The following is a 21,606-nucleotide window of genomic DNA, read 5'->3' as shown; positions in this document are numbered from 1 at the left end:
CAGACGTGGGAGGGGTGGATTGGTGTTTCGCATCCGGAAGAAGCGAGTGTTGACGCCGGTCACCGTGCTGTTCGAAGTTGAGGCTCCCCTGGTCTGCCGGCACGCCCGGCCGGGACAGTTTGTCATCGTCAGGCTGGGGGAGAAGTCGGAGCGCATCCCGCTCACCATCATGGACGCCGGCCGGGACGGGGTCTTGAGCATCGTCATCCAGGCGGTGGGCAAGAGCACCCGCGAACTCATCGCCCTGGGCGATGGTGATGCCCTCGCCGACGTGGTGGGTCCCCTGGGCCAGCCCTGTCCCCTGCGGGAGGGTGGCACCGTGGCCGTGGTGGGAGGCGGATTCGGGGTGGCCCCCATCATCCCCATCGCCCGGGCCCTGCACGAACGGGACGTACAGGTGATCGCTATCAACGGGGCCCGCACCGCCGAGCTCCTGATCCTGGAGGAGGAACTGCAGGCGGTGAGCGACCGCTACCTGGTCTCCACCAACGATGGCTCCCGGGGCATGCAGGGGATGGTCACCGATGTCCTGCAGACGCTCATCTCCCGGGGCGAGCATCTGGACGAGGTCATCGCCATCGGCCCCATGGTGATGATGCGGGCGGTGGCGGAGGTGACGAGGCCGCACGGTATCCGCACCCTGGTCAGCCTGGACCCCATCATGGTGGACGGCACGGGGATGTGCGGGGTGTGCCGGGTCAGTGTGGGCGGCCAGACCCGCTTCGCCTGCGTGGACGGGCCCATCTTCGACGCCCACCAGGTGGACTTCGACCTGGCGGTGCGGCGGGGTCACATGTACGATGCCGAGCAGAAGCTGGCCCTGGAACACTACGAGAAGTGCAGCTGCCACGGTGGAGGTGAGGCCTGATGCCGCTCCGCAAGACCAAGGTACCCATGCCCGAGCAGCACCCGGAGGAACGCATCCGCAACTTCCGGGAGGTGGCGCTGGGCCTTACCCCCGAACTGGCGCAGGAGGAGGCGGAACGCTGCCTGCAATGCAAGAATCCCACCTGCGAGCAGGGGTGCCCGGTCAACGTCCGCATCAAGGAGTTCATCGGTAAGCTGCGTGGCGGTGACGTGGAGGGCGCCTACCGCAGCATCTGGTCGACCAACATCTTGCCTTCCATATGCGGGCGGGTATGCCCGCAGGAGGAGCAGTGCGAAAGGTACTGCCTGATGGGCAAGAAGAACGAGCCGGTCGCCATCGGACGCCTGGAGCGGTACCTGGGCGACTGGGCGCGCGAGCAGGGCCTCCGCCTGGCCGAGAAGCCTTCCCCCAACGGCAAGAGGGTGGCCGTGGTGGGCTCCGGACCGGCCGGGCTCACCTGCGCCAGCGACCTGGCTCAGAAGGGATACCAGGTTACCGTCTTCGAAGCCCTGCACGTGCCCGGCGGGGTCCTGATGTACGGTATCCCCGAGTTTCGTCTGCCCAAGGCGGTGGTACAGGCGGAGATCGACGGGCTGCGCGCCCTGGGGGTGGAGATCAGGACGGACGCGGTGGTGGGAAAGACGCTTACCGTGGACGACCTCTTCGCCGACGGCTACCAGGCCGTGTTCCTGGGCACGGGGGCGGGGCTCCCCAACTTCCTGGGCATCCCGGGCGAGAACCTGTGCGGGGTGTACTCGGCCAACGAATTCCTGACCCGCATCAACCTCATGAAGGGGTACCTGTTCCCCGAGTATGACACCCCGGTCAAGAGCGGCCGCCGGGTGGCGGTGGTGGGGGCGGGGAACGTGGCCATGGACGCAGCCCGCTGCGCCCTGCGCCTGGGTCCCGAAAAGGTCTACATCGTATACCGCCGTACCTGGGAGGAGATGCCCGCCCGGCGCGAAGAAATCCACCATGCCAAAGAGGAAGGTATCGAGTTCCACCTGCTCACCGCGCCCGTTGAGATCCTGGGGGACGAGAAGGGCTGGGTGAAGGGGATGGTCTGCCAGCGCATGGAGCTGGGGGAGCCGGATGCCTCCGGGCGCAGGCGCCCCGTGCCCATTCCGGGCAGTGAGTACCATCTGGACGTGGACACGGTCGTCATTGCCATCGGCACCACACCCAACCCCCTGGTTTCCCGTTCCAGCTCCGGCCTGCAGACCACCAGGTGGGGAGGGCTCATCATCGACGAGGAAACCGGCATGACCACCCGGCCCGGGGTCTTCGCTGGAGGCGACAGCGTGACGGGGGCGGCCACGGTGATCCTGGCCATGGGAGCGGGACGCCGGGCGGCCGCGGGCATCGACCGCTATCTGTCCGAAGGGGGGAAGCAGGGATGAGTGCACGCATCATCGACGGCAAGGCCGTCGCCGAGGCAGCGCGCGCCGAGGTCCGCGCGGAAGTGGCCGGTCTCAAGGAGCGGGGTATCCTGCCCGGTCTGGCGGTGATCCTGGTGGGGGAAGACCCGGCTTCCAAGACCTATGTGCGCAACAAGGAACGGGCCTGCAAGGACGCCGGCATCCATTCGGAAGTGTACCGCCTGCCCGCCGACACGCCGGAGCATGAGGTGCTGCGCCTGATCGGCGAGCTCAACGCCCGCCCGGAGATCTCGGGCATCCTGCTCCAGCATCCTGTGCCCGGGCATATCGACGAACGGCGCTGCTTCGACGCCATCAGCCCGGAAAAGGATGTGGACGGATTCCACCCCGTGAACCAGGGGCGGCTCCTCATCGGCGAGAGGTGCTTCGTCCCCTGCACGCCGCAGGGGATCCTGCACCTGCTCGAGCACACCGGGGTCGACCTCAAGGGTAAGCGGGCCGTGGTGGTGGGCCGTTCCAACATCGTGGGCAAGCCAGTGGCCCTGCTGCTCCTCTCCCGACACGCCACCGTCACCATCTGCCATTCCCGCACGCAGGACCTGGGGGCGGAGACCCGTGCCGCCGACGTGCTGGTGGTGGCCGTGGGCAAAGCCCGGGCCGTCCGGGGCGACATGATCAAGCCGGGCGCGGTGGTCATCGACGTGGGCGTCAACCCCGAAGACGGCAAGCTGGTGGGCGACGTGGATTTCGAGTCGGCGGTCGACGTGGCCTCGGCCATTACTCCGGTGCCGGGCGGCGTGGGCCCCATGACCATCGCCATGCTGCTCAAGAACACGGTGGAGGCGGCCAGGAGGCAGGCGGGCCTGGCCTAGCCGTCGAGCGGTGCCATCCGGCGGGGTGTGCTCATGACCTGGAAGCTGGCTCCCCGGGGGCCGGAGGAGAAGGTGTGGCGGGTGAGCGAAATCACCCGCCACATCAAACACGTTCTCGAGGAACAGGCCCCTCTGCAGGACACCTGGGTGCGCGGGGAAATCGCCAACTTCAAGCACCACTCGCGAGGCCACCTCTATTTCTCCCTGCGGGACGGGGAGTCGCGCCTGGCATGTGTGATGTTCTCGTCCCGGGTGGCGGGTCTGGTCTTTGCGCCAGCCAACGGCATAAGCGTGCTGTGCCGGGGCTCCATCGGGGTGTTCGAAAGGGACGGCATCTATCAGCTGTATGTGGAGGAGATGCACCCGGACGGACTGGGGGCGTTGTGGCAGGCCCTGGAGGAGCTGCGCCGGCGCCTGGAGGAGGAGGGGCTCTTTGCACCGGCACGTAAGCGGCCGCTCCCGCAGGTACCGGCCCGGGTGGCGGTGATCACATCCCCCACCGGCGCCGTCATCCGGGACATCGTGCGGGTTGCCCACCGCCGGTTCCCCCGCTTCGACCTGCTCCTGGTACCCGTCCAGGTGCAGGGCCTGGAAGCACCGGGGGAAATCGCGGCGGCCCTGGATCTGGTGAACCGGTACCGCCTGGCGGAGGTGATCATCGTGGCTCGCGGGGGCGGGTCGATGGAAGAGCTGTGGGCCTTCAACACGGAAGAGGTGGCACGGGCCATATCCCGGTCCGCCCTCCCGGTGGTGTCCGCGGTGGGCCACGAGTCGGATGTCACCATCGCCGACCTGGTGGCGGACGTGCGGGCGGCCACCCCCTCCCACGCGGCCGAGATCGTGGTTCCCGACCGGGCCCGGTGGGAAGAGGTCCTGAGCGGCTGGCGCAGCCGCCTGCGCGTGGCCGTGGCGGGGCAGCTGGCCCGCCTTAGAGAGCGGCTCGATGAGCTGGCGGTCCGGCCCTGCCTGGCCCGCCCCGCCGACGTGGTGTGGCAGCGTCGCCAGGCCGTGGATCTCCTGGCGGAGAGGTTGGAGCGGGCCCTGGGGAACCACCTCCGTACCCGGCGGTTGAAGGTGGAGGCATGCGCGGGGCAGCTGGCGGCTCTGGACCCGCGGGCGGTGCTGAGTCGCGGGTATGCCATCTGCTACCGCCTGCCCGGGCGGCAGGTGGTGGCCAGCGTGGACGAGGTGGCAGTGCCCGATGAGGTGGTGGTGAGGCTGAAGGACGGAGAAATGGACTGCCGGGTGCAGGCCACCCGGGAGCTCCCAGGGGGGGATGGACGGTGAAACAGCCTCCCGAACCCCGTTTCGAAGAAGCCCTGGCCCAGCTCGAGCAGATCGTGCGCGCCCTGGAGCAGGGTAACGCCGGCCTGGAGGAGTCGCTGCGTCTCTTCGAGGAAGGGACCAGGTTGCTCGGGGTGTGCCAGCGCCGCCTGGACGAGGCGGAGGGCAGGATGGCAAAACTCATACAGGGTGAAGATGGTGAACCGGACGAAGAACCCTGGCCCGGAGGACCGGGGCCCGGAGAATCCGGAAGCGGCCCGCCTGCTCGCTGACTGGCGGGCGGCGGTGGAAGAGCACCTGGCACGGCTCCTGCCGCGCGAGGAACTACCGCCCCGGGAGCTCCATGCCGCCATGCGCTATGCCGTTTTCCCGGGAGGGAAGCGCCTGCGTCCCCTGCTGGTAATGGCAGCCGCCCACCTGGGAGACCGGGCCGCCTCTGCCCTGGCGGGGGCATGTGCCGTGGAGCTGGTCCACTCCTACTCCCTGGTCCACGACGACCTCCCCTGCATGGACGACGACGAGTTGCGCCGCGGGCGCCCCACCTGTCACCGGGTTTTCGGCCAGGCGGTGGCCCTGCTGGCGGGCAACGCCCTGCTCGCGCTGGCCTTCGGCGTCCTGGCGTCCTACCCCGGCGATCTGGCAGGGCGACTGGTGGAAGAGCTGGCGCGGGCGTGCGGCTCCCAGGGACTGGCCGGCGGCCAGGTGGGCGACTTACTTTGGGAACCATCACCGCAAAGCTACGATTTCGTGGCTGACGCCAAGACCGGAGCGCTCTTCCGGGCCTGCCTGCGCATGGGTGGCCTGCTCGCCGGTGCGGACCCCCAAACGATGGAGGTCCTGGACCGCTGCGGCCTGCACCTGGGCCGGGCCTTCCAGATGCGGGACGACCTGGACGACTGGGCGTCCGGGCAGGATGCAACGGGGATGAACGCTGCGGCCATATGGGGCCGGGAGGAGGCCGAACGGCGGGCGGACGAGGAAGGGCAAGCCTGCCTGCGCCTGGTGCGGTCACTGGGCTACAGGAGCGGCGCCCTGACGTACCTGGTCGCCCGAGCGGGGGCAGGATACCGCCGCTCCATTTGATTGGCGAGCCGGGTCGTGTTATATTGAGAATGCACAGCTTTTGCGGCAGGTGGCGCAGTATCCTAGTCGGTGCCCCCATCTCTGAAGACGGGCCTAAAAATCCGTCGCGGGCACAACGATGAAGCCCCTGGTTTTGGCTTGCGACGCCCAGTTGTGGGCCGGGGCTGGGGGAAAGGGGAAGGGGCGATCTACAACGGCATGTAGGCGTAGACCCTATCCCCGGGGAGGCCCGGGCGCGCGGGTGTGGCCTGCGGCCCGGGGGAAACCTGCATCCCGCCGGCAAGCGGGGTGCAGCGTAGCCCGCCTTGAGTGGGCGGGGGGATGGCAGGTTCAGCATCCCGCCGGTGGGCCCGCTGGCGGCAGCGGTGCTGCCCGAAACCCCGTCTGCAAAAGAGGCTAGGAGATGACGGGTGCTGTGGAGGAAAACTCCTAGGCTGTTTCCACCGGGGAGGCCGGGCGGGGATTGCAGTGTGTGCTGAGTGGTGATCCAGCGCCGTGGCCGGTGACGCCACGAGGCGGGACGTAAAGGGAAACCGCCCGCGCGGCGACGCCCGGGTGTCCCGTAGGGAAAGCCTGCTGGACCTAAGCCACAACCTTTACCCGCCCGGTTGCCACCTGCCCAACCTTTATGGTTCCACGGAGACGGGGCAGTGGTTCTGGAAAGCGTCAGGGGTCCCGAGGATCTCAAGGGGTTGAGCGCGCGCCAACTGGAAGGCCTGGCCGCCGAGCTGAGGTCCCTCATCACCGCAGTGACCTCGCGTAGCGGCGGACACGTAGGCCCCAGCCTGGGGGCAGTGGAGCTCGCCCTGGCGGTTCATTCTGTTTTTTCCAGCCCTCGCGACGTCATCATATGGGATGTGGGGCACCAGGCATATGCCCATAAGATTCTCACCGGACGCCGGGAAGCCTTTTCCTCCCTGCGGCAGAAGGGCGGTATTTCCGGCTATCCCGAACGCGGAGAGTCCGAACACGACCATTTCGGCACCGGCCACGCTTCCACGTCCGTGTCGGCGGCCATGGGATTTGCCAAGGCCCGCGACCTCGGGGTCCAGCCCCGCCAGGTGGTGGCCATCCTGGGGGACGGTGCCCTCACCGGCGGGCTGGCCTACGAGGCCATGAACCACGCCGGCCAGGACGGTACGCACCTGATCGTAATCCTCAATGACAACTCCATGTCCATATCGCCCAACGTGGGCGCCATGGCCCGCTACCTGGCCAGGCTGCGCTCGGCGGCCTCCTACCGGGGAGCCAAGGCCCGCATCAAGAAGATCCTGGAGCGGGTGGGGCCGGTGGACCTGATCGGGGCGGTGGAACGGATCAAGGGCAGCATCAAGTACCTCCTCCTGCCGGGCATATTCTTCGAAACCCTAGGATTCACATACCTGGGTCCGGTGGACGGCCACGATATCGCCGGCCTCCAGGAGGTGCTGCGGCAGGCCCGGGATCTGGACGGCCCCGTGCTGGTGCATGCGGTTACTCGCAAGGGGCGCGGGTACGGTCCGGCGGAGGCGGAACCCAGTGTCTTCCACGGGCCCGGTCCCTACGATCTGGAGACGGGACGCGTCAGACCGGGAAACGGCACCACGTGGAGCCAGGCATTCGGGGCCATCGCCTGCCAGATGGCGGAAGCCGATCCCCGGGTGGTCGCCATCACCGCGGCCATGCGGGATGGCACGGGACTGGGGGAATTTGCCCGGCGCTTCCCGAACCGGTTCTTCGACGTGGGCATCGCCGAGGGCCATGCCGTAACCTTTGCCGCCGGGCTGGCCGCCGGCGGTATGCGGCCCCTGGTGGCGATATATTCTACTTTTCTGCAGCGGGCATACGACCAGGTGGTGCACGATGTGGCCAGGCAGGGGCTTCCCGTCGCACTCTGCCTGGATCGGGCCGGGGTGGTGGGAGAAGACGGCTCCACCCACCAGGGCCTGTACGACCTCGCCTATCTGCGCCACATCCCGGGCATGACAGTGGCGTGCCCGCGGGACGTGCCCGACCTGAAGGCTCTCCTGCAACTGGGACTGCAGATGGACGGTCCCCTGGCCGTGCGTTACCCGCGCGCCGTGACCCCGGCCCGGCTCGGTGATTCCGACCGGCAGATCCCGGGCGTGGGACAGGGTGAGTTGCTGCGGGCGGGCAACGACGTCCTCCTCCTGGGAGTGGGCACGATGGTGGAGGTGGCTCTGGCGGCGGCTCGGCTGCTGGAGTGGGAGGGCATCCGGGCGGCCGTGATCGACGCCCGCTTCGTGAAGCCCCTCGACGAATCCCTGGTGCTGGAGTGGGCTGCCCGCACGGGACGCGTGGTCACCGCAGAGGAGCATGTATGCCAGGGGGGATTCGGAAGTGCCGTGCTGGAGGCCCTGGCCCGCGCCGGCCTGCGGGTCACGGTGAAGGTGCTGGGCATCCCCGACGAGCACGTGCCCCACGGCGCCCGGGCGGAGTGGCTGGAGCACTATGGCCTCACTCCGCAGGGGGTGGCCCAGGTCGCCCGAGGGCTGGTTTCCCGCCACCGGGCAGCAGCCGGCGGGGAGGCATGAGGTGCGGCGGGCAGGCATTTACCCCAATCTGGAGAAACCAGGCGCCCTGGAAGTCACCCGTCGCCTGGTGAGGTGGCTGGAGGACAGGGGGATTGCGGTCCTGCTCCCCCGGGAGGTCGCCCTCCTGCTCGCCCGCCCGGACCTGGGCGGGGATGTGCCCGCCTGGGCCCGGGACGCGGAGTTGCTGATTGTCCTGGGTGGGGACGGTACCCTGCTGCAGGCGGCGCGGGCGGTCGCCCAGGCGGAGACCCCCATCCTGGGTGTCAACCTGGGGCACCTGGGATTCCTCACCGAGGTGGAAGTGCCCCAGTTGTGGGAGGTGCTGCCCCGCATCGTGGCGGGCGAGTACGAGGTCGAGGAGCGCATGATGCTCCAAACCCGGGTGTTGCGCTCGGGCGCCGAAGCAGCCCGCTTTCTGGCCCTCAACGAGGTGGTGGTGTCCAAGGGGGTGTTCGCCCGCCTGATCCGCCTGGAGTTGCTGATCGGGGGGCGCCCGGTGGAGGTGTACTGGTCGGACGGGCTCATCATCGCCACGCCCACGGGCTCCACGGCATACTCCCTGTCCGCGGGCGGCCCCATCGTCAGTCCTCAGCTGGAAGTCCTGATCATCACTCCCATCTGCCCCCACACCCTGTACGCCCGCTCCCTGGTGATCTCCCAGCGCGAGCAGGTGCGGGTGCGGGTCTGGGCCACCCACCGGGAACTGGCCCTCACCATCGACGGGCAGCGGGGCTACCGGCTGGAACCGGGGGACGAGTTGGAGGTGAGCAAAGCGGCGGAAACGGCCCGGCTCATCAGGCAAAAGGGTTGGAGTTTCTACGAAGTGTTGCGCCGCAAGCTGAAGGAGGGACCCAAAGGAGAGGGCGCAGGAGCAGGAAATGACGAAAGAGAGCAGAAGTAATAGGCTGACCGGGCCGGTTGGGAGGGGAGGCATGAAGGCGCGGCGCCAGATGAAAATCCTGGAGGTCATCCGGGCGCGCCCTGTGGAGACTCAGGAGGAGCTGGCCCAGGAGCTGCGCAAGCTCGGTATCCCCGTCACCCAGGCCACGGTTTCCCGCGACATCAAGGATCTCAACCTGGTAAAGGTGCCCACGGGGGATGGCCGGCAGCGTTACGCCTTTCCCCAGGATCAGGTGATAGCCGGTCATACCGACCGTTTGCGTAGAGTGCTGCGGGACAGTGTGCTTGACCTGGATGTATCGGAGAACCTGATCGTGGTCAAGTGCCTGAGCGGGGCGGCACCCGCCGTGGGAGAGGCCCTGGACAACCTGCGGTGGCAGGAGATCGTGGGCACCGTGGCCGGGGATAACACGGTCCTGGTGGTGATCCGCGGACGCGAACGGGGCCAGTCCCTGGTGGAACGGCTGCGGCAACTCATCGAGTAGGGGGACCGTCGGTGCTCAGGGAGCTTTACATAGAGAACCTGGCTATCATAGGCCGGGTCCGGCTGAGTCTGGACGCCGGCCTCAATGTGCTCACTGGGGAGACGGGGGCCGGAAAGTCCATCGTCATTGACGCCCTGGAGCTGGTGCTGGGAGGTCGGGCTTCCCCGGAGACGATCCGCGCGGGAGAAGACCGCCTGCTGGTGGAAGCCTTGTTTGAGATCGACGCCCATCGCCACCCGCGGGCGGCCGCCGCCCTGGGGGAAATGGGTTGGAGTCCGGGCGAGCTGGTGCTCACCCGGGAGGTACAGCGGGGCGGGCGTTCGTCCTGTCGCATCAACGGTCGTCCCGCCACGGTGGCCATGGTGCGGTCCCTCACCCGCAGCCTGGTGGAGCTCCACGGCCAGCACGAGCACCAGCTTCTCCTGGACCGCGCCAGCCATCTGGATTTCCTGGACGGCTTTGCCGGAGCCGGTTCCCTCAGACAGGATCTGGAGGAATCGTACCGGCGCTGGAAGAGATTGGGCGAGGATCTGGAAGAACTGCGTTCGTCAGCCCGGGAACGGACTCGCCGGCTTGACCTGCTCGACTTTCAGATACGGGAAATAGACGGGGCCCGTTTGCGGGACGGGGAAGAAGAGGAGTTGCTCAGGCAGCGCCAGGTGCTGGCGGCAGCGGAGAAGCTGGTGGGGGCCGCCCGGCAGGTCTACGATCTGCTCTACGGAGGGGCGGAGGGGAGCGGGCACGATCGCCTGGCGCTGGCAGCGGGCCTGCTGGCGGAGGCTTCCCGCGTGGATGACTCCCTCCGTCCCCTGGCCGCGCAAACAGAGGAGCTGCTGGCGGCGGTGGACGAGGTGGCGCGCGAGGTGGCCGCCTACGCGGACCGGGTGGAACTGGACCCCGCCCGTCTCGCCCAGGTAGAGGCGCGCCTGGCGGCCATAGACACGTTGAAACGCAAATACGCCGACACGGTAGCCGGCATCCTGGCTTTTCGCCAGGAGGCGGCCAGGCAGAGGGATGCCCTCCTGCACGGGGATGAGTCCGCCCGGGAGCTGGAGCGGGAATTGGGTGCGGTGGAGGCCCGCCTGGTGGCCCTGGCGGACCAGCTTTCGTCCGCACGCGCCCAGGCAGCCACCGGACTTGCCGAGCGCGTTACCGCCGAGCTGCAGGAGCTCGCCATGGCCTCGGCCCGGTTCGTCGTGGGGGTGGAGCAGCGGGAGGACCCGGGCGGGCTCCCCTGTGCGGGGCGGTGGTTGGCCATTGGCCCCCACGGTGTGGACCAGGTGGAGTTCCTGTTCACCGCCAACCCGGGCGATCCCCCCCGTCCCCTGGAGAGAGTGGCTTCGGGGGGAGAGCTAGCCCGGGTGATGCTGGCTTTGAAGACCGTCCTGGCCGACCTGGACGGCATACCCACCCTGGTATTCGACGAGGTGGACGCCGGTATCGGGGGGCACGCGGCCCACGTGCTGGGAGTCAAGCTAGCCCGGGTGGCCCGGCACCGGCAGGTGGTGGTGGTCACCCACCTGGCGCCCGTGGCCGCATTTGCCCGTCATCACCTGGTCGTACACAAGACCGTTCGCGACGGACGCGCAGACGTCGAAGTTGAGGTGTTGGTAGACGAAGACCTGCGCGTCCAGGAACTGGCGCGCATGGTGGGGGGAGCCCGCATTACCAGGGAAGCCCTCGATCACGCCCGCCGCCTGCGCCAGGAAGCCGCGCCGCACGGGCAGGAAGCGGCTCCGCAGGGATAACAGGAAGCGGGCCCGCAGGGATAAGCTGTTTTCATATGTGCGTGTGCGCGCGGCAACCTTAAGCCGGACCGCAGCCGCCTCCAAGCGGAATTTGCCGGTTCCGGGAGGTCGCCGCCATGGCAAAAGGAGCGACGGCGGAAGATCGCCGCGGGGCGAAAGAGCATTGCATGGCGAAAGAACGCCGCGTGCTGGAGAAGAGCTTCATCCTGTTTGCCCTTTTCGTGTTCACGCTGGCCGGCTTTGCCGTCCGCCCGCTGGCCGAGTTGCCTGACGAGCTGGACCTGGTAGCCGGGCAGCCCCACGACCTGCGCCTGCCCCCGGGGGTATGGGGCTACCTGGACTCTCCGGGTCAGGTGCGGGGTACCGCCAGCCATCCCCAGAGCATGGCCGCCTGGCTGACAGGTGGCTCCCGGCTCACCCTCGATCCCCGGGGCGAAGGAAAGGCTCGCCTGGAGTTCCGCCTCCTGGGCGTGTTGCCGGTGCGCTCGGTTCTGGTGAGTATAATGCCCGACACCAGGGTGATGGTGGGGGGCCAGTCCATCGGCGTGGTGGTTTCCAGCCGGGGCGTGGTGGTCACGGGCCTCAGGCCGGTGCGCACGGTGGCGGGACTGCGTTCGCCCGCTCAGGAAGCCGGTATCCTGCCCGGCGACATCATCCTGAGTGCGGGAGGCCTGCCGGTTCGTGATGAGGCAGACCTGGTGCGCTGTGTGGAGCGGGCGGGAGAGAGCGGGCAACCCCTGGAGCTGGAAGTGGAGCGAGACGACCGCCATTTCAAGGTGAGCGTGACCCCGGTGGGCCTGCCGGACGGTACCTACCGCATCGGCCTGGCCGTGCGGGACGGCACGGCGGGAGTGGGTACCCTCACCATGTGGGATCCCATCACCATGCGTTTTGCCGCCCTGGGACACCTGGTGACAGACACGGAAACGGGACGGCCCGTGCGCCTGGAGGAGGGCCACATCGTGCTGGCCGGGATCGTGGCCGTGCACGAGGGCCGGCGGGGCCAGCCCGGTGAGAAGGTGGGCGTCTTCCTCCCCGAACTGGACGTTCTGGGCCGCATCGAACGGAACACCGGATGCGGTATCGTGGGCACCCTGACCCGCTCCCTCAGCAATTCCCTTTACCCCGGCCCCGTGCCCCTGGCTGCGGCCGCCACCGTACGTGAGGGACCGGCCCAGGTCCTGACCGTGGTGGACGACCAGACCATTGAGTCCTTCCAGGCGCAGATCCAGAAGGTGTGGGTGGACCGGCGCTACGAGGGTAAGGGGATGGTGGTACGCATCACCGACCCCCGCCTGCGCCAGCTGACGGGCGGGATCGTCCAGGGCATGAGCGGCAGTCCCGTCATCCAGGACGGGCGCCTGGTGGGAGCGGTCACCCACGTCTTCGTCAACGATCCCGCCCGCGGGTACGGAGTGCTGGCCCAGTGGATGTGGGAGGAGATGGCCGGGACCGCTGCCGTCCGCGCCCCCTGAGACCCGCGTCCCGGATCCTGTCGTCTCGTGACGAAAGGTTTTTCCTGGAATAAGTAGGAATTGACGCCCGCGGCGGCGAATTGATGAGGGCGCTGTTTGAAAGGAGGCCCTCTCGTGGAGAAGATCAAAGTCTTCATCGCCGACGACAATCGTGAGTTCTGCGAGTTGTTACGGGAGTACATAGACCAGCAACCGGATCTCCAGGTCATGCAGGTGGCGAACAACGGTTCCCAGGTGCTGGCCGCCCTCCAGGAAGCCAGGCCCGACGTCCTGCTTCTGGACATCATCATGCCGCATCTGGACGGCATCGGCGTGATGGAGAAACTGGCCGACGCCCCCCATCGGCCCCGGGTGGTGGTCCTCACCGCTTTCGGTCACGAGCACGTCACCCGCAGAGCGGCTGAGTTAGGCGCTGACTACTGTGTCCTCAAGCCCTTCGACCTGGACGTGCTGGCGGCACGCATCCGCGAGGTGGCCAGGGGAACGCCCGCCCGTGCCGCCCCGGCCCCGCGCCCCCGCAGCCTGGATGCGGAGGTGACCTCGATCATCCGCGAAGTGGGCATCCCCGCCCACATCCGGGGTTACAGCTACCTGCGGGACGCCATCCTGATGGTCATTGAAGACTTGGAACTCATAAACGCGGTGACCAAGAGCCTTTACCCTGCCATCGCTCAGAAATACCGCACCACCCCCTCGCGCGTGGAGAGGGCCATCCGGCATGCCATCGAGGTGGCGTGGAACCGGGGAAACCTGGAGGCCATCGAGGAGATGTTCGGCTACACGGTGAGCCGCGACAAAGGCAAGCCCACCAACGCCCAGTTCATCGCCATGGTGGCAGACCGCATGCGCATCTCGCTGCAGGCTGGCTAGCCGCCTGTTCTCGTCCGTTCGTCGCACCGCACGACCCGCGCACCGGCGCGCGCCGGCTCGTACCCCGCCGTGCCTCCAGCGTGCCCACGCCGGGAGAAGGCGCGGGAACCAGAAGGGAAATACCCGCCGTTCGGAGAATATATAGGCGGTCCAGAAGGCAAAAGGAGCGGATGCCGCTTGCTCCCTGTGCTGTTGCCCCTGGTCGCGATCCGCACCCGGGGTCAGCGCATACCGCGAGAGCCGTTCCCGCAGGGGGCGGCTTTTTATGTTGGGCGGAGGTGATTTCATGGGCATCTTTGAAGCCATGGCCGAGGCGGGTCACGAGCAGCTTGCCTTTTGCCGGGAGCCCGGGTCAGGATTGCGAGCGGTCATCGCCGTCCACAACACCACCATCGGGCCCGCCCTGGGGGGCTGCCGCATGTGGAACTACGGGCGAGAGGAAGATGTCGTGCGCGACGCCCTGCGCCTCTCCCGGGGGATGACGGAGAAGAACGCCGCCGCCGGCCTGAACTACGGGGGCGGCAAGTGCGTCATATGGGGTGATCCCGCCCGGGACAAGAGCGAGGCCCTCTTCCGGGCCGTGGGACGCTTCGTGCAGGGCTTCGGCGGCCGTGTCATCACCGGTACGGACGTGGGTACCGTTTCCTCGGACTTCGTGTGGGCGGCGGCGGAAACCCGTTACGTGGTGGCGCTGCCGGAGGAATACGGCGGAAGCGGCGATACCTCCCTCACCACTGCGTTCGCCGTGTGGAAGGGCATGAAAGCCTGCGCCCGGGTGGCCTTCGGTAGCGACTCGCTCAAGGGTTTGACCGTTGCCCTGCAGGGGGTGGGTAAGGTGGGTGGGCACCTGGCCCGCCACCTCCGCGAAGAGGGTGCCCGCCTCATCGCCTGCGATGCCAACCGGGCCCGCCTGGACGAGGTCGCCGCCCGCATACCCATGGAGAAGGTGAGCCAAGAAGATATCTACGATGTGGAATGCGACATTTTCTCTCCCAACGCCCTGGGGGGAGTGATGAACGACCGCACCATCCCCAGGTTGCGCTGCCGGGTGGTGGCCGGAGCGGCCAACAACCAGCTGGAAGAGCTGCGCCATGCCGACATGCTCAAGGAGCGGGGGATTCTCTACGCCCCCGACTTCATCATCAACGCGGGGGGCGTGATCCAGGCGGCCGACGAGCTGGGCGGATACAACCGCGAGCGCGCCCTGCGGAAGGCGGCGGCCATCTACGATCAGCTGCTGGAGGTGTTCCGGATCGCCCGGGAGCAGGACATCTCCCCCGCCCGGGCGGCCAACATCCACGTGGAACGCAGGCTCCGGGCTCTGGGGACTCTGGGCCACATTCTGGTGCCCCGGGCTGTATCCAGATGAGAATGGGGGTAGCATGATGGAAGTGTTCGAGTCCATGGACCAGTATGGGCACGAGCAGGTGGTATTCTGCTACGACGAGGCGTCGGGGCTCAAGAGCATCATCGCCATCCACGACACCTCTCTGGGACCCGCCCTGGGGGGCTGCCGGATGTGGCCATACGCCAGCGAGGAGGAAGCCCTGCGGGATGTGCTGCGCCTCTCCCGCGGCATGACGTACAAGAACGCAGCCATGGGACTCAACCTGGGCGGGGGGAAGGCGGTGATCATGGCAGACCCCCGCCGGGACAAGACCGAGGTGCTGCTGCGGGCCTTCGGTCGTTTCGTCCACACCCTGGCCGGCCGATACATCACCGCTGAAGACGTGGGAACCACAGTGCAGGATATGGCCGTGGTCCGGTACGAGACGCCCTACGTCGCCGGCCTGGGCGAGAAGTCCGGAGATCCTTCTCCCGCCACCGCCTTCGGGGTGTGGCGGGGCATGAAAGCCTGCGCCCGCTGGGTGTGGGGATCAGAGTCCCTGCGCGGTAAGAGGGTGGCCGTTCAGGGGGTGGGGAAGGTGGGGGCGGTGCTGGCCCGTCACCTGCGGGACGAGGGCGCCCGCCTGATCGTCACCGATGTGGACTCCGAGCGGGCGCGCGCCCTGGGGGCCGAGTTGGGAGGTGAGGTGGTGGACCCTGACGCCATCTACGACGTGGCCTGCGACATCTTCGCTCCCTGCGCCCTGGGGGCGGTCATCAACGACGACACCGTGATGAGACTCCGCTGCCGGGTGATCGCCGGGTCCGCCAACAACCAGCTGGCCGAGCCCCGTCACGGCCATGCTCTGGAGGAGCGCGGCATCCTCTACGCCCCCGACTTCGTCATCAACGGCGGTGGGGTCACCAACGTCAGCGACGAGTTCGAGGAGGGAGGTTACAACCGCGACCGGGCCTTTGCCAGGATAGCTGGCATATATGACAAGCTGTGGCAGATCTTCACCGTGGCCCGGGACGAGAGGATGCCCACCTTCCTGGCCGCCGATCGGGTGGCCGAAGACCGCATCGCCGCCATCCGTCGCCTGCACCGTATATACCTGCCGGAGCGGTAGGGGATGAGACGCGACGGTGTAACCCTGTTCCTGGGCCCATACGGTAGCGGCAAGACCGAGATCTCCGTCAACTACTCCGTCCGCCTGGCCCGGGCCACGGGCGGCACGCACCAGGAGGTGGGCGGGCAGGGAGGGATCTGGCTGGCCGACCTGGACCTGGTGACTCCTTACTTCCGCGCCCGGGAGGTGCGGGAGGAGCTGGAACGGGAGGGAGTGCGGGTGGTTGCCCCCGATCCCGCCTGGGGGGAGGGCGATCTGCCCGTCCTGCCGCCGGGGTTGAGTGGGCTCCTGCGCGGCGGCGGGCCGGGAGTGGTGGACGTGGGGGGAGGCGACACCGGGGCCCGGGTACTGGGGTCGCTGCGGCCTCTGCTCGCGGACAGCTGCCACATCTGGGTAGTGCTCAACCCGTATCGCCCCGGATGCGGGTCTCCCGCGGGAATGGCTGCCCTTGCCCGGGAGGTGACCGGCAGCAGCAGGCTGCAGCCCACCGGCGTGGTGTCCAATCCCCACCTGGGCGGGGAAACCACGCCGCCGGTTGTCGAGCGGGGCCACCGCCTCGTGGAACAGGCCGCCTCCCTGCTCGGGCTGCCCGTGGTGATGCTGGCCGCCTTACAGGACATTGCCCACCGGGTGGAGAAGATGGTGGCGCGGGAAGTTTTTCCCCTGCGGCGATACCTCTTGCTGCCGTGGGAATGAGGAGGCGATGGCTACGGAAAAGAGGGTGGTTTTTGCGGAGGAGAGATGCAAAGCCTGCGAGCTCTGCGTCCACTTTTGCCCGCAGAAGATCATCCGGCTGGCGCCCGACCGCATCAACCCGTCGGGATATCATCCGGCCGAAGTGGTGGAGCAGGAGCGCTGCACCAGTTGCCGGATATGTGCTCTCATGTGTCCGGACGTCGTGATCGAGGTATACCGGTGAGGGGGGCGAGACCGTGGCAGAACTGGCACTTATGAAGGGAAACGAGGCCATTGCGGAGGCGGCCATCCGGGCCGGGTGCCGCTTTTATGCCGGCTATCCCATCACCCCCCAGAATGAACTGTGCGAGTACATGGCCAGGCGCATGCCCGAGGCGGGAGGTACCTTCATCCAGTCGGAGTCGGAAATCGCGGCCATCAACATGGTGTACGGGGCGGGATCGGCGGGGGCAAGGGCGATGACCTCCTCGTCTTCGCCGGGGATAAGCCTGAAGCAGGAAGGTATTTCCTACCTGGCCGGGGCGGAGGTACCGGGGGTGATCGTTAACATGGTGCGGGGAGGGCCGGGGCTGGGGAGCATCCAGCCCGCTCAGTCCGACTACTTCCAGGCCACCCGGGGAGGGGGGCACGGCGACTACCGCACCATCGTACTGGGGCCGGGCGGCATCCAGGAAGCCGTGGAGCTCACCATGCTGGCCTTTGATCTGGCCGACCGCTACCGCAACCCGGTGGTGGTGCTCGGGGACGGGATGATGGGGCAGATGATGGAGCCGGTACGCTTTCCCGAAGGCCCGCCGCCTTCGCTGTCTCCCAAGCCGTGGGCCACCACGGGAACCCCGGGGCGGGACCGGCCCAACATCATCAATTCCCTCTACATCGAAGCCGAGGCGTGCGAGCGTCACAATCAGCACCTGCTGCAGAAGTACCGGGAGATGGAGCTGCGGGAAGTCAGGTACGAACTGGTCGATCCCGAGGCCGAATACTTCCTGGTGGCTTACGGAACCAGCTCCCGCATCTGCCGGGCGGCGATGGCGCGGGCCGTGGCGGACGGGTTGCGGGTCGGGATGGTGCGGCCCATTACCCTGTGGCCTTTCCCCCGCGCTGCCATCGAACGGGTGGTGGGGCGGGCCCGGGCCTTCCTCACCGTGGAGATGTCAGCGGGGCAGATGGTGGAGGACGTGCGCCTGGCCGTGGAGGGGCGGCGGCCGGTCTACTTCTTCGGGCGCACGGGCGGCGCTGTGCCCACCCCCCAGGAAGTGATGGACTGCTTGAAGATGATCCGGGAAGGCCGGGGAGGTGAGTGGTGATGCAGCGCATTTTCAGCCGGCCCCAGGCCCTTACCGGAGTCCCCTTTCACTACTGTCCGGGATGTCCCCACGGGATCGTGCATCGGTTGGTGGCGGAGTGCCTGGACGAACAGGGCGTGCGGGAGCGGGCGGTGGGCATAGCCCCGGTGGGGTGTGCGGTGTTCGCGTACAACTACTTCAACTGCGACATGATCCAGGCCGCCCACGGGCGCGCGCCGGCGGTAGCCACGGGAGTCAAGCGGTCCCGGCCCGACGCGGTGGTGTTCACCTACCAGGGGGACGGTGACCTTGCGGCCATCGGCACAGCCGAGATCATCCATGCCGCCACCCGGGGAGAGCGCATTACGGTGGTGTTCATCAACAACGCCATCTACGGGATGACGGGCGGGCAGATGGCCCCCACCACCCTGGTGGGGCAGGAAACCACTACCACCCCCCGCGGGCGGGACGCCTCCTACCACGGCCATCCCGTGCGGATTCCCGAGATGCTCGCCCTTCTGGACGGGGCAGCGTATGTGGCCCGGGTGTCGGTTCACGCCCCCGGCCACGTCAATCGGGCCAGGCGAGCCTTGCGCCGTGCCTTCGAGGTGCAGCTCAGCAATCAGGGCTTCTCGCTGGTGGAGGTGGTTTCGTCCTGCCCCACTAACTGGGGGATGACCCCGGTGGAGGCCCTGCGCTGGGTGGAGCAGCACATGCTCCCCTATTACCGCCTGGGTGAGTTCAAGGTGCCCGGGCACGGGGAGGCGTGAGCATGGCGCATGAAGTGATCATGGCCGGCTTCGGGGGCCAGGGCGTGATGGCGATGGGTTCCCTCCTGGCCTACGCCGGTATGCTGGACGGCAAACAGGTATCCTGGCTGCCCTCCTACGGGCCGGAAATGCGGGGAGGAACCGCCAACTGTCACGTGGTGATATCCGAAGAGCCCGTGGCCTGCCCCCTGGTCACCGAGCCGACTGCCGCCATCATCCTCAACCGCCCTTCCCTGGATCGGTTCGAGGAGTCGGTGCGCCCCGGAGGGATTCTCATCTACAACTCCTCTCTGATTGACCGGGCTCCGGCGCGCGGCGATCTCCAGGTGGTGGCCGTGCCCGCCAATCAGGTGGCAGAGGAGCTGGGCTCGGGCCGGATCGCCAACATGGTCTGCCTGGGGGCGTTCCTCGCCCTCACCGGGGCCGTATCCGAGACGGCGGTATCCGAATCCCTGCGCAAGGCTCTCCCGGTGCACCGGCACGATCTCATCCCCCTCAACGAGGCCGCTCTCCGCCGGGGCCGCGAGATCGCCCTGGTTGCCCCCTGACCCCGCGGGCACTGGAGGAGTACCGGGTACGGGACGAAGAAATAGGAGGAAGGGGCCGGGAACGGGGAGAGGGCTGTGGAGGAACAACCGCGCCGGATCATCACGGTGGAGGAAGTGGAGGAGCTTATCCGCCAGCTGCCCTCCGTACAGGCGGTACGCGTGGTGGTCTCCGACTGGGGGGCCATTGAAGAGATCCACGTCCTGGCCGGGAGCGACCGTCCCGCCAAACAGATCGTCCGGGACGTGGAGTCGTGCCTGATGGCGCGTTGGGGCATGGTCATCGATCACAAGTGTATCAGCGTGGCGCAGCTGGTCCAGAAGGAGCCTTCCCCCTTCAGGGTACGCGTTCGTCTTATGAGCGTTCACGTTTTGAACAACACCATCCGGCACCTGACCCGGGTGGAGGTGAACCTGGGCCTGCTCGATCCCGCCACCGGGGAACCGGTGCTGACCTGTCAGGGAGCCGACGAGGGCGGCGACATGCCCCTGGCCATCTGGTTCACGGCCGCCAGTGCCGCTGTGAAAGCCCTCAATCAGCTGGCGGACCCGGGCTGGGAGTTCTCGGCCCAGGGTGCCACCTGCCAGGAGGTGGGGGGCCAGCAGGTGGCGGTGGTGACCCTGATACTGCTCAACCCCAGGGGGGATGACGAGGCCCTGGCGGGAGCGGCCGTGGTGAAGGGAGAAAGGGTGGAGGCATTCGTCAAGGCCACCCTGGATGCCGCCAACCGCAGGCTGGGCAAAGCCTGCGCCCAGCAGTCGCGGCGCAAGTGGTCGGAGGTTCCGGAAGGAGAAGAGAGCGGTGAGCAGGGAGCAGGAGGAGGCTCCGCGTCCTGAGCAGAGTCCGCGCCCTGAGCAGAGTCCGCGTTCCCCCATCAGAAAAGGCGGCAGTCGCGTCCGCATTCCCAAACCCGTAATACCTCCGGTGGAGGCATACGGAACGGAAATACGGGTGCGCCGCCCCAAGCCGGAGGAGCCCGTGCGGGTGGTGGGCCCCAGCCCTCGCCCCCTGCTCACTCCCATCCCCCGGGCCAGCAAGACCGTCTTCCACGGCAGGCTGCTGCACGTGCAGGTGGACCGGGTGCGGGTGGAAGGCCGCGTGGTGGAAAGGGAGATGGTGATTCACCCGGGAGCGGTGGCGGTGGTGCCGATCACCGCCGAAGGCGAGGTGGTCCTGGTCCGCCAGTACCGCCACCCCGTGCGGGCCCGCCTGTGGGAAATCCCCGCCGGCACCCTGAGGCCGGGGGAGAAGCCCCCGGGGGCGGCCCGGCGCGAGCTGGAAGAGGAAACCGGGTACCGCGCCCAGGAGTGGATCGAGCTGGCGGAGTTTTACACCACTCCCGGTTTCTGTACGGAGAAGATGGTCGTCTACCTGGCCCGCAACCTGGTGGAAGGGGAGCCTTCTCCCGAAGAAGACGAAGCCATCCAGGTGGGCAAGGTGCCCTGGAAACAGGCCATGGAGTGGCTGGCGCAGGGTCGCCTCCAGGACGCCAAGACCATGCTGGGGTTGCTGCTGGCCGGCCCGTTCCTGGGCCAGGACATACCCGCCGAAGGGGGGGCATAACCTCTACTGGAATCCGGAGGGAAGGGGTGAGCCGCCACGCGCGGCGGTGTGGCCTCTTTCTTTGCAGGCCACCTGCGTCTCACGGTAGTGGTGGTGCTGCTGTTTGTTCTGGGGCTGGGCCTGGGGGCCTGGGCGGTGCGGGCACTGGATGCGGCTCAGCGTGCCGAGCTCACCACTTATCTGGAGGAGTTGGGTCGAATCCTGGGGGATAATGCCCAGGGACGGGGTGGGCCCCAGATCCTGCGGGCTTCGGTTGACCAGAACCTGCGCACCCTGGCCATCATGTGGCTGGGCGGACTGGTAGTGATCGGTGTTCCCCTGGTGCTGTTTCTCGTGGTCGTACGCGGGTTTGCCATCGGTTTCACAGTTGGTTTCCTGGCCAGCGAGGCGGGCTGGCGCGGGGTGTTGTTCAGCCTGGGAGCGGTGCTGCCTCACAACCTCCTGGCGGTACCCGCCCTGTGGGCGGCGGCGGTTGCCTCCCTTTCCTTCGCCGGCAAGGTGTGGACCGCCCGGCGCCGGCGCTGGGCGGGAGCTTTCCTGGGGGACGTGGTAGCCTACGTCGGTGTGGGCATCACTGTGGTCTGCGTGCTGGGGCTGGCCAGCCTGGTCGAAGCTTACCTCACGCCCGCCCTGATCAGATTGCTGGGTTCACTGGTGGGAACTTAGGAAGCACGGCGGGCGCAAGGGACTCCTCCCCCGCCTTTGCCCCGTGTCACTCGGGGAAATCCGACCGCAAGCAGGAATCCGGCCGGCGGGGGAAGTATTGTCCTTGGTGGTTCACGATGCGAAAC

Annotated in this window: 22 protein-coding genes; all 22 read left to right on the top strand. The window is 67.7% G+C overall.

Annotated elements, in window-relative coordinates; all coding sequences use genetic code 11:
- Positions 1-22: 22 nt before the first annotated feature.
- Positions 23-868, top strand: a complete 846-nt coding sequence (locus tag QME70_02050; GenBank protein MDI6893394.1) for a sulfide/dihydroorotate dehydrogenase-like FAD/NAD-binding protein — start codon at positions 23-25, stop codon at positions 866-868.
- Positions 868-2,268, top strand: coding sequence for an NADPH-dependent glutamate synthase (gene gltA, locus QME70_02045; GenBank protein ID MDI6893393.1), 1,401 nt, complete (start codon positions 868-870; stop codon positions 2,266-2,268). The genes QME70_02050 and gltA overlap by 1 nt, the downstream gene beginning before the upstream one ends.
- Positions 2,265-3,119 (top strand): bifunctional methylenetetrahydrofolate dehydrogenase/methenyltetrahydrofolate cyclohydrolase FolD, encoded by an 855-nt coding sequence (folD, locus tag QME70_02040; GenBank protein ID MDI6893392.1) that lies wholly within the window; start codon positions 2,265-2,267, stop codon positions 3,117-3,119. The genes gltA and folD overlap by 4 nt, the downstream gene beginning before the upstream one ends.
- Positions 3,120-3,152: 33 nt before the next feature.
- A complete protein-coding gene (gene xseA, locus QME70_02035; GenBank protein ID MDI6893391.1) occupies positions 3,153-4,406 on the top strand; it encodes an exodeoxyribonuclease VII large subunit in 1,254 nt (417 codons plus the stop codon).
- Positions 4,403-4,675 (top strand): exodeoxyribonuclease VII small subunit, encoded by a 273-nt coding sequence (xseB, locus tag QME70_02030; protein ID MDI6893390.1) that lies wholly within the window; start codon positions 4,403-4,405, stop codon positions 4,673-4,675. Before xseA ends, xseB begins: the two co-directional genes overlap by 4 nt.
- Positions 4,602-5,486 (top strand): polyprenyl synthetase family protein, encoded by an 885-nt coding sequence (locus QME70_02025; protein ID MDI6893389.1) that lies wholly within the window; start codon positions 4,602-4,604, stop codon positions 5,484-5,486. The genes xseB and QME70_02025 overlap by 74 nt, the downstream gene beginning before the upstream one ends.
- 650 nt (positions 5,487-6,136) lie before the next feature.
- The gene (gene dxs / locus QME70_02020; protein ID MDI6893388.1) at positions 6,137-8,020 is read left to right on the top strand and encodes a 1-deoxy-D-xylulose-5-phosphate synthase; all 1,884 of its coding nucleotides are present in this window, start codon (positions 6,137-6,139) and stop codon (positions 8,018-8,020) included.
- 1 nt (position 8,021) lies between these two features.
- A complete protein-coding gene (locus QME70_02015) occupies positions 8,022-8,921 on the top strand; it encodes an NAD(+)/NADH kinase (protein MDI6893387.1) in 900 nt (299 codons plus the stop codon).
- A 31-nt stretch (positions 8,922-8,952) separates the two neighbouring features.
- The gene (gene argR / locus QME70_02010; GenBank protein ID MDI6893386.1) at positions 8,953-9,405 is read left to right on the top strand and encodes an arginine repressor; all 453 of its coding nucleotides are present in this window, start codon (positions 8,953-8,955) and stop codon (positions 9,403-9,405) included.
- Between the two features lie 11 nt (positions 9,406-9,416).
- Complete coding sequence (gene recN / locus QME70_02005) at positions 9,417-11,153, top strand: DNA repair protein RecN (GenBank protein ID MDI6893385.1); 1,737 nt, start codon at positions 9,417-9,419, stop codon at positions 11,151-11,153.
- A 116-nt stretch (positions 11,154-11,269) separates the two neighbouring features.
- The gene (gene spoIVB / locus QME70_02000; protein MDI6893384.1) at positions 11,270-12,628 is read left to right on the top strand and encodes a SpoIVB peptidase; all 1,359 of its coding nucleotides are present in this window, start codon (positions 11,270-11,272) and stop codon (positions 12,626-12,628) included.
- A 114-nt stretch (positions 12,629-12,742) separates the two neighbouring features.
- Positions 12,743-13,498, top strand: a complete 756-nt coding sequence (gene spo0A, locus QME70_01995) for a sporulation transcription factor Spo0A (GenBank protein ID MDI6893383.1) — start codon at positions 12,743-12,745, stop codon at positions 13,496-13,498.
- Positions 13,499-13,784: 286 nt separating this feature from the next.
- Positions 13,785-14,867, top strand: a complete 1,083-nt coding sequence (locus QME70_01990; protein ID MDI6893382.1) for a Glu/Leu/Phe/Val dehydrogenase — start codon at positions 13,785-13,787, stop codon at positions 14,865-14,867.
- A gap of 16 nt (positions 14,868-14,883) precedes the next feature.
- The gene (locus tag QME70_01985; protein ID MDI6893381.1) at positions 14,884-15,954 is read left to right on the top strand and encodes a Glu/Leu/Phe/Val dehydrogenase dimerization domain-containing protein; all 1,071 of its coding nucleotides are present in this window, start codon (positions 14,884-14,886) and stop codon (positions 15,952-15,954) included.
- Positions 15,955-15,957: 3 nt separating this feature from the next.
- Entirely contained in the window at positions 15,958-16,650 is a 693-nt protein-coding gene (locus QME70_01980; protein MDI6893380.1) for a hypothetical protein, read from the top strand.
- A 7-nt stretch (positions 16,651-16,657) separates the two neighbouring features.
- A complete protein-coding gene (locus tag QME70_01975; GenBank protein ID MDI6893379.1) occupies positions 16,658-16,873 on the top strand; it encodes a 4Fe-4S binding protein in 216 nt (71 codons plus the stop codon).
- A gap of 31 nt (positions 16,874-16,904) precedes the next feature.
- Positions 16,905-17,957 carry a 3-methyl-2-oxobutanoate dehydrogenase subunit VorB gene (locus QME70_01970; GenBank protein MDI6893378.1) on the top strand — a complete coding sequence of 351 codons (1,053 nt, stop codon included), beginning with the start codon at positions 16,905-16,907 and terminating at the stop codon, positions 17,955-17,957.
- Positions 17,957-18,706, top strand: coding sequence for a thiamine pyrophosphate-dependent enzyme (locus tag QME70_01965; protein ID MDI6893377.1), 750 nt, complete (start codon positions 17,957-17,959; stop codon positions 18,704-18,706). The genes QME70_01970 and QME70_01965 overlap by 1 nt, the downstream gene beginning before the upstream one ends.
- Positions 18,707-18,708: 2 nt before the next feature.
- Positions 18,709-19,254, top strand: a complete 546-nt coding sequence (locus QME70_01960) for a 2-oxoacid:acceptor oxidoreductase family protein (GenBank protein ID MDI6893376.1) — start codon at positions 18,709-18,711, stop codon at positions 19,252-19,254.
- Positions 19,255-19,329: 75 nt separating this feature from the next.
- On the top strand, positions 19,330-20,088 hold the full coding sequence (locus QME70_01955; protein ID MDI6893375.1) for a hypothetical protein: 759 nt from the start codon (positions 19,330-19,332) through the stop codon (positions 20,086-20,088).
- Positions 20,054-20,815, top strand: a complete 762-nt coding sequence (locus tag QME70_01950) for an NUDIX hydrolase (protein MDI6893374.1) — start codon at positions 20,054-20,056, stop codon at positions 20,813-20,815. The genes QME70_01955 and QME70_01950 overlap by 35 nt, the downstream gene beginning before the upstream one ends.
- A 48-nt stretch (positions 20,816-20,863) precedes the next feature.
- A complete protein-coding gene (gene spoIIM, locus QME70_01945) occupies positions 20,864-21,481 on the top strand; it encodes a stage II sporulation protein M (protein ID MDI6893373.1) in 618 nt (205 codons plus the stop codon).
- The last annotated feature ends 125 nt before the right edge of the window (positions 21,482-21,606 follow it).

The organism is Bacillota bacterium, from assembly GCA_030019365.1.
GTDB lineage: Bacteria > Bacillota > Sulfobacillia > JACIYH01 > JACIYH01 > JACIYH01.
This window is presented reverse-complemented; position numbering and strand designations above follow the sequence as displayed.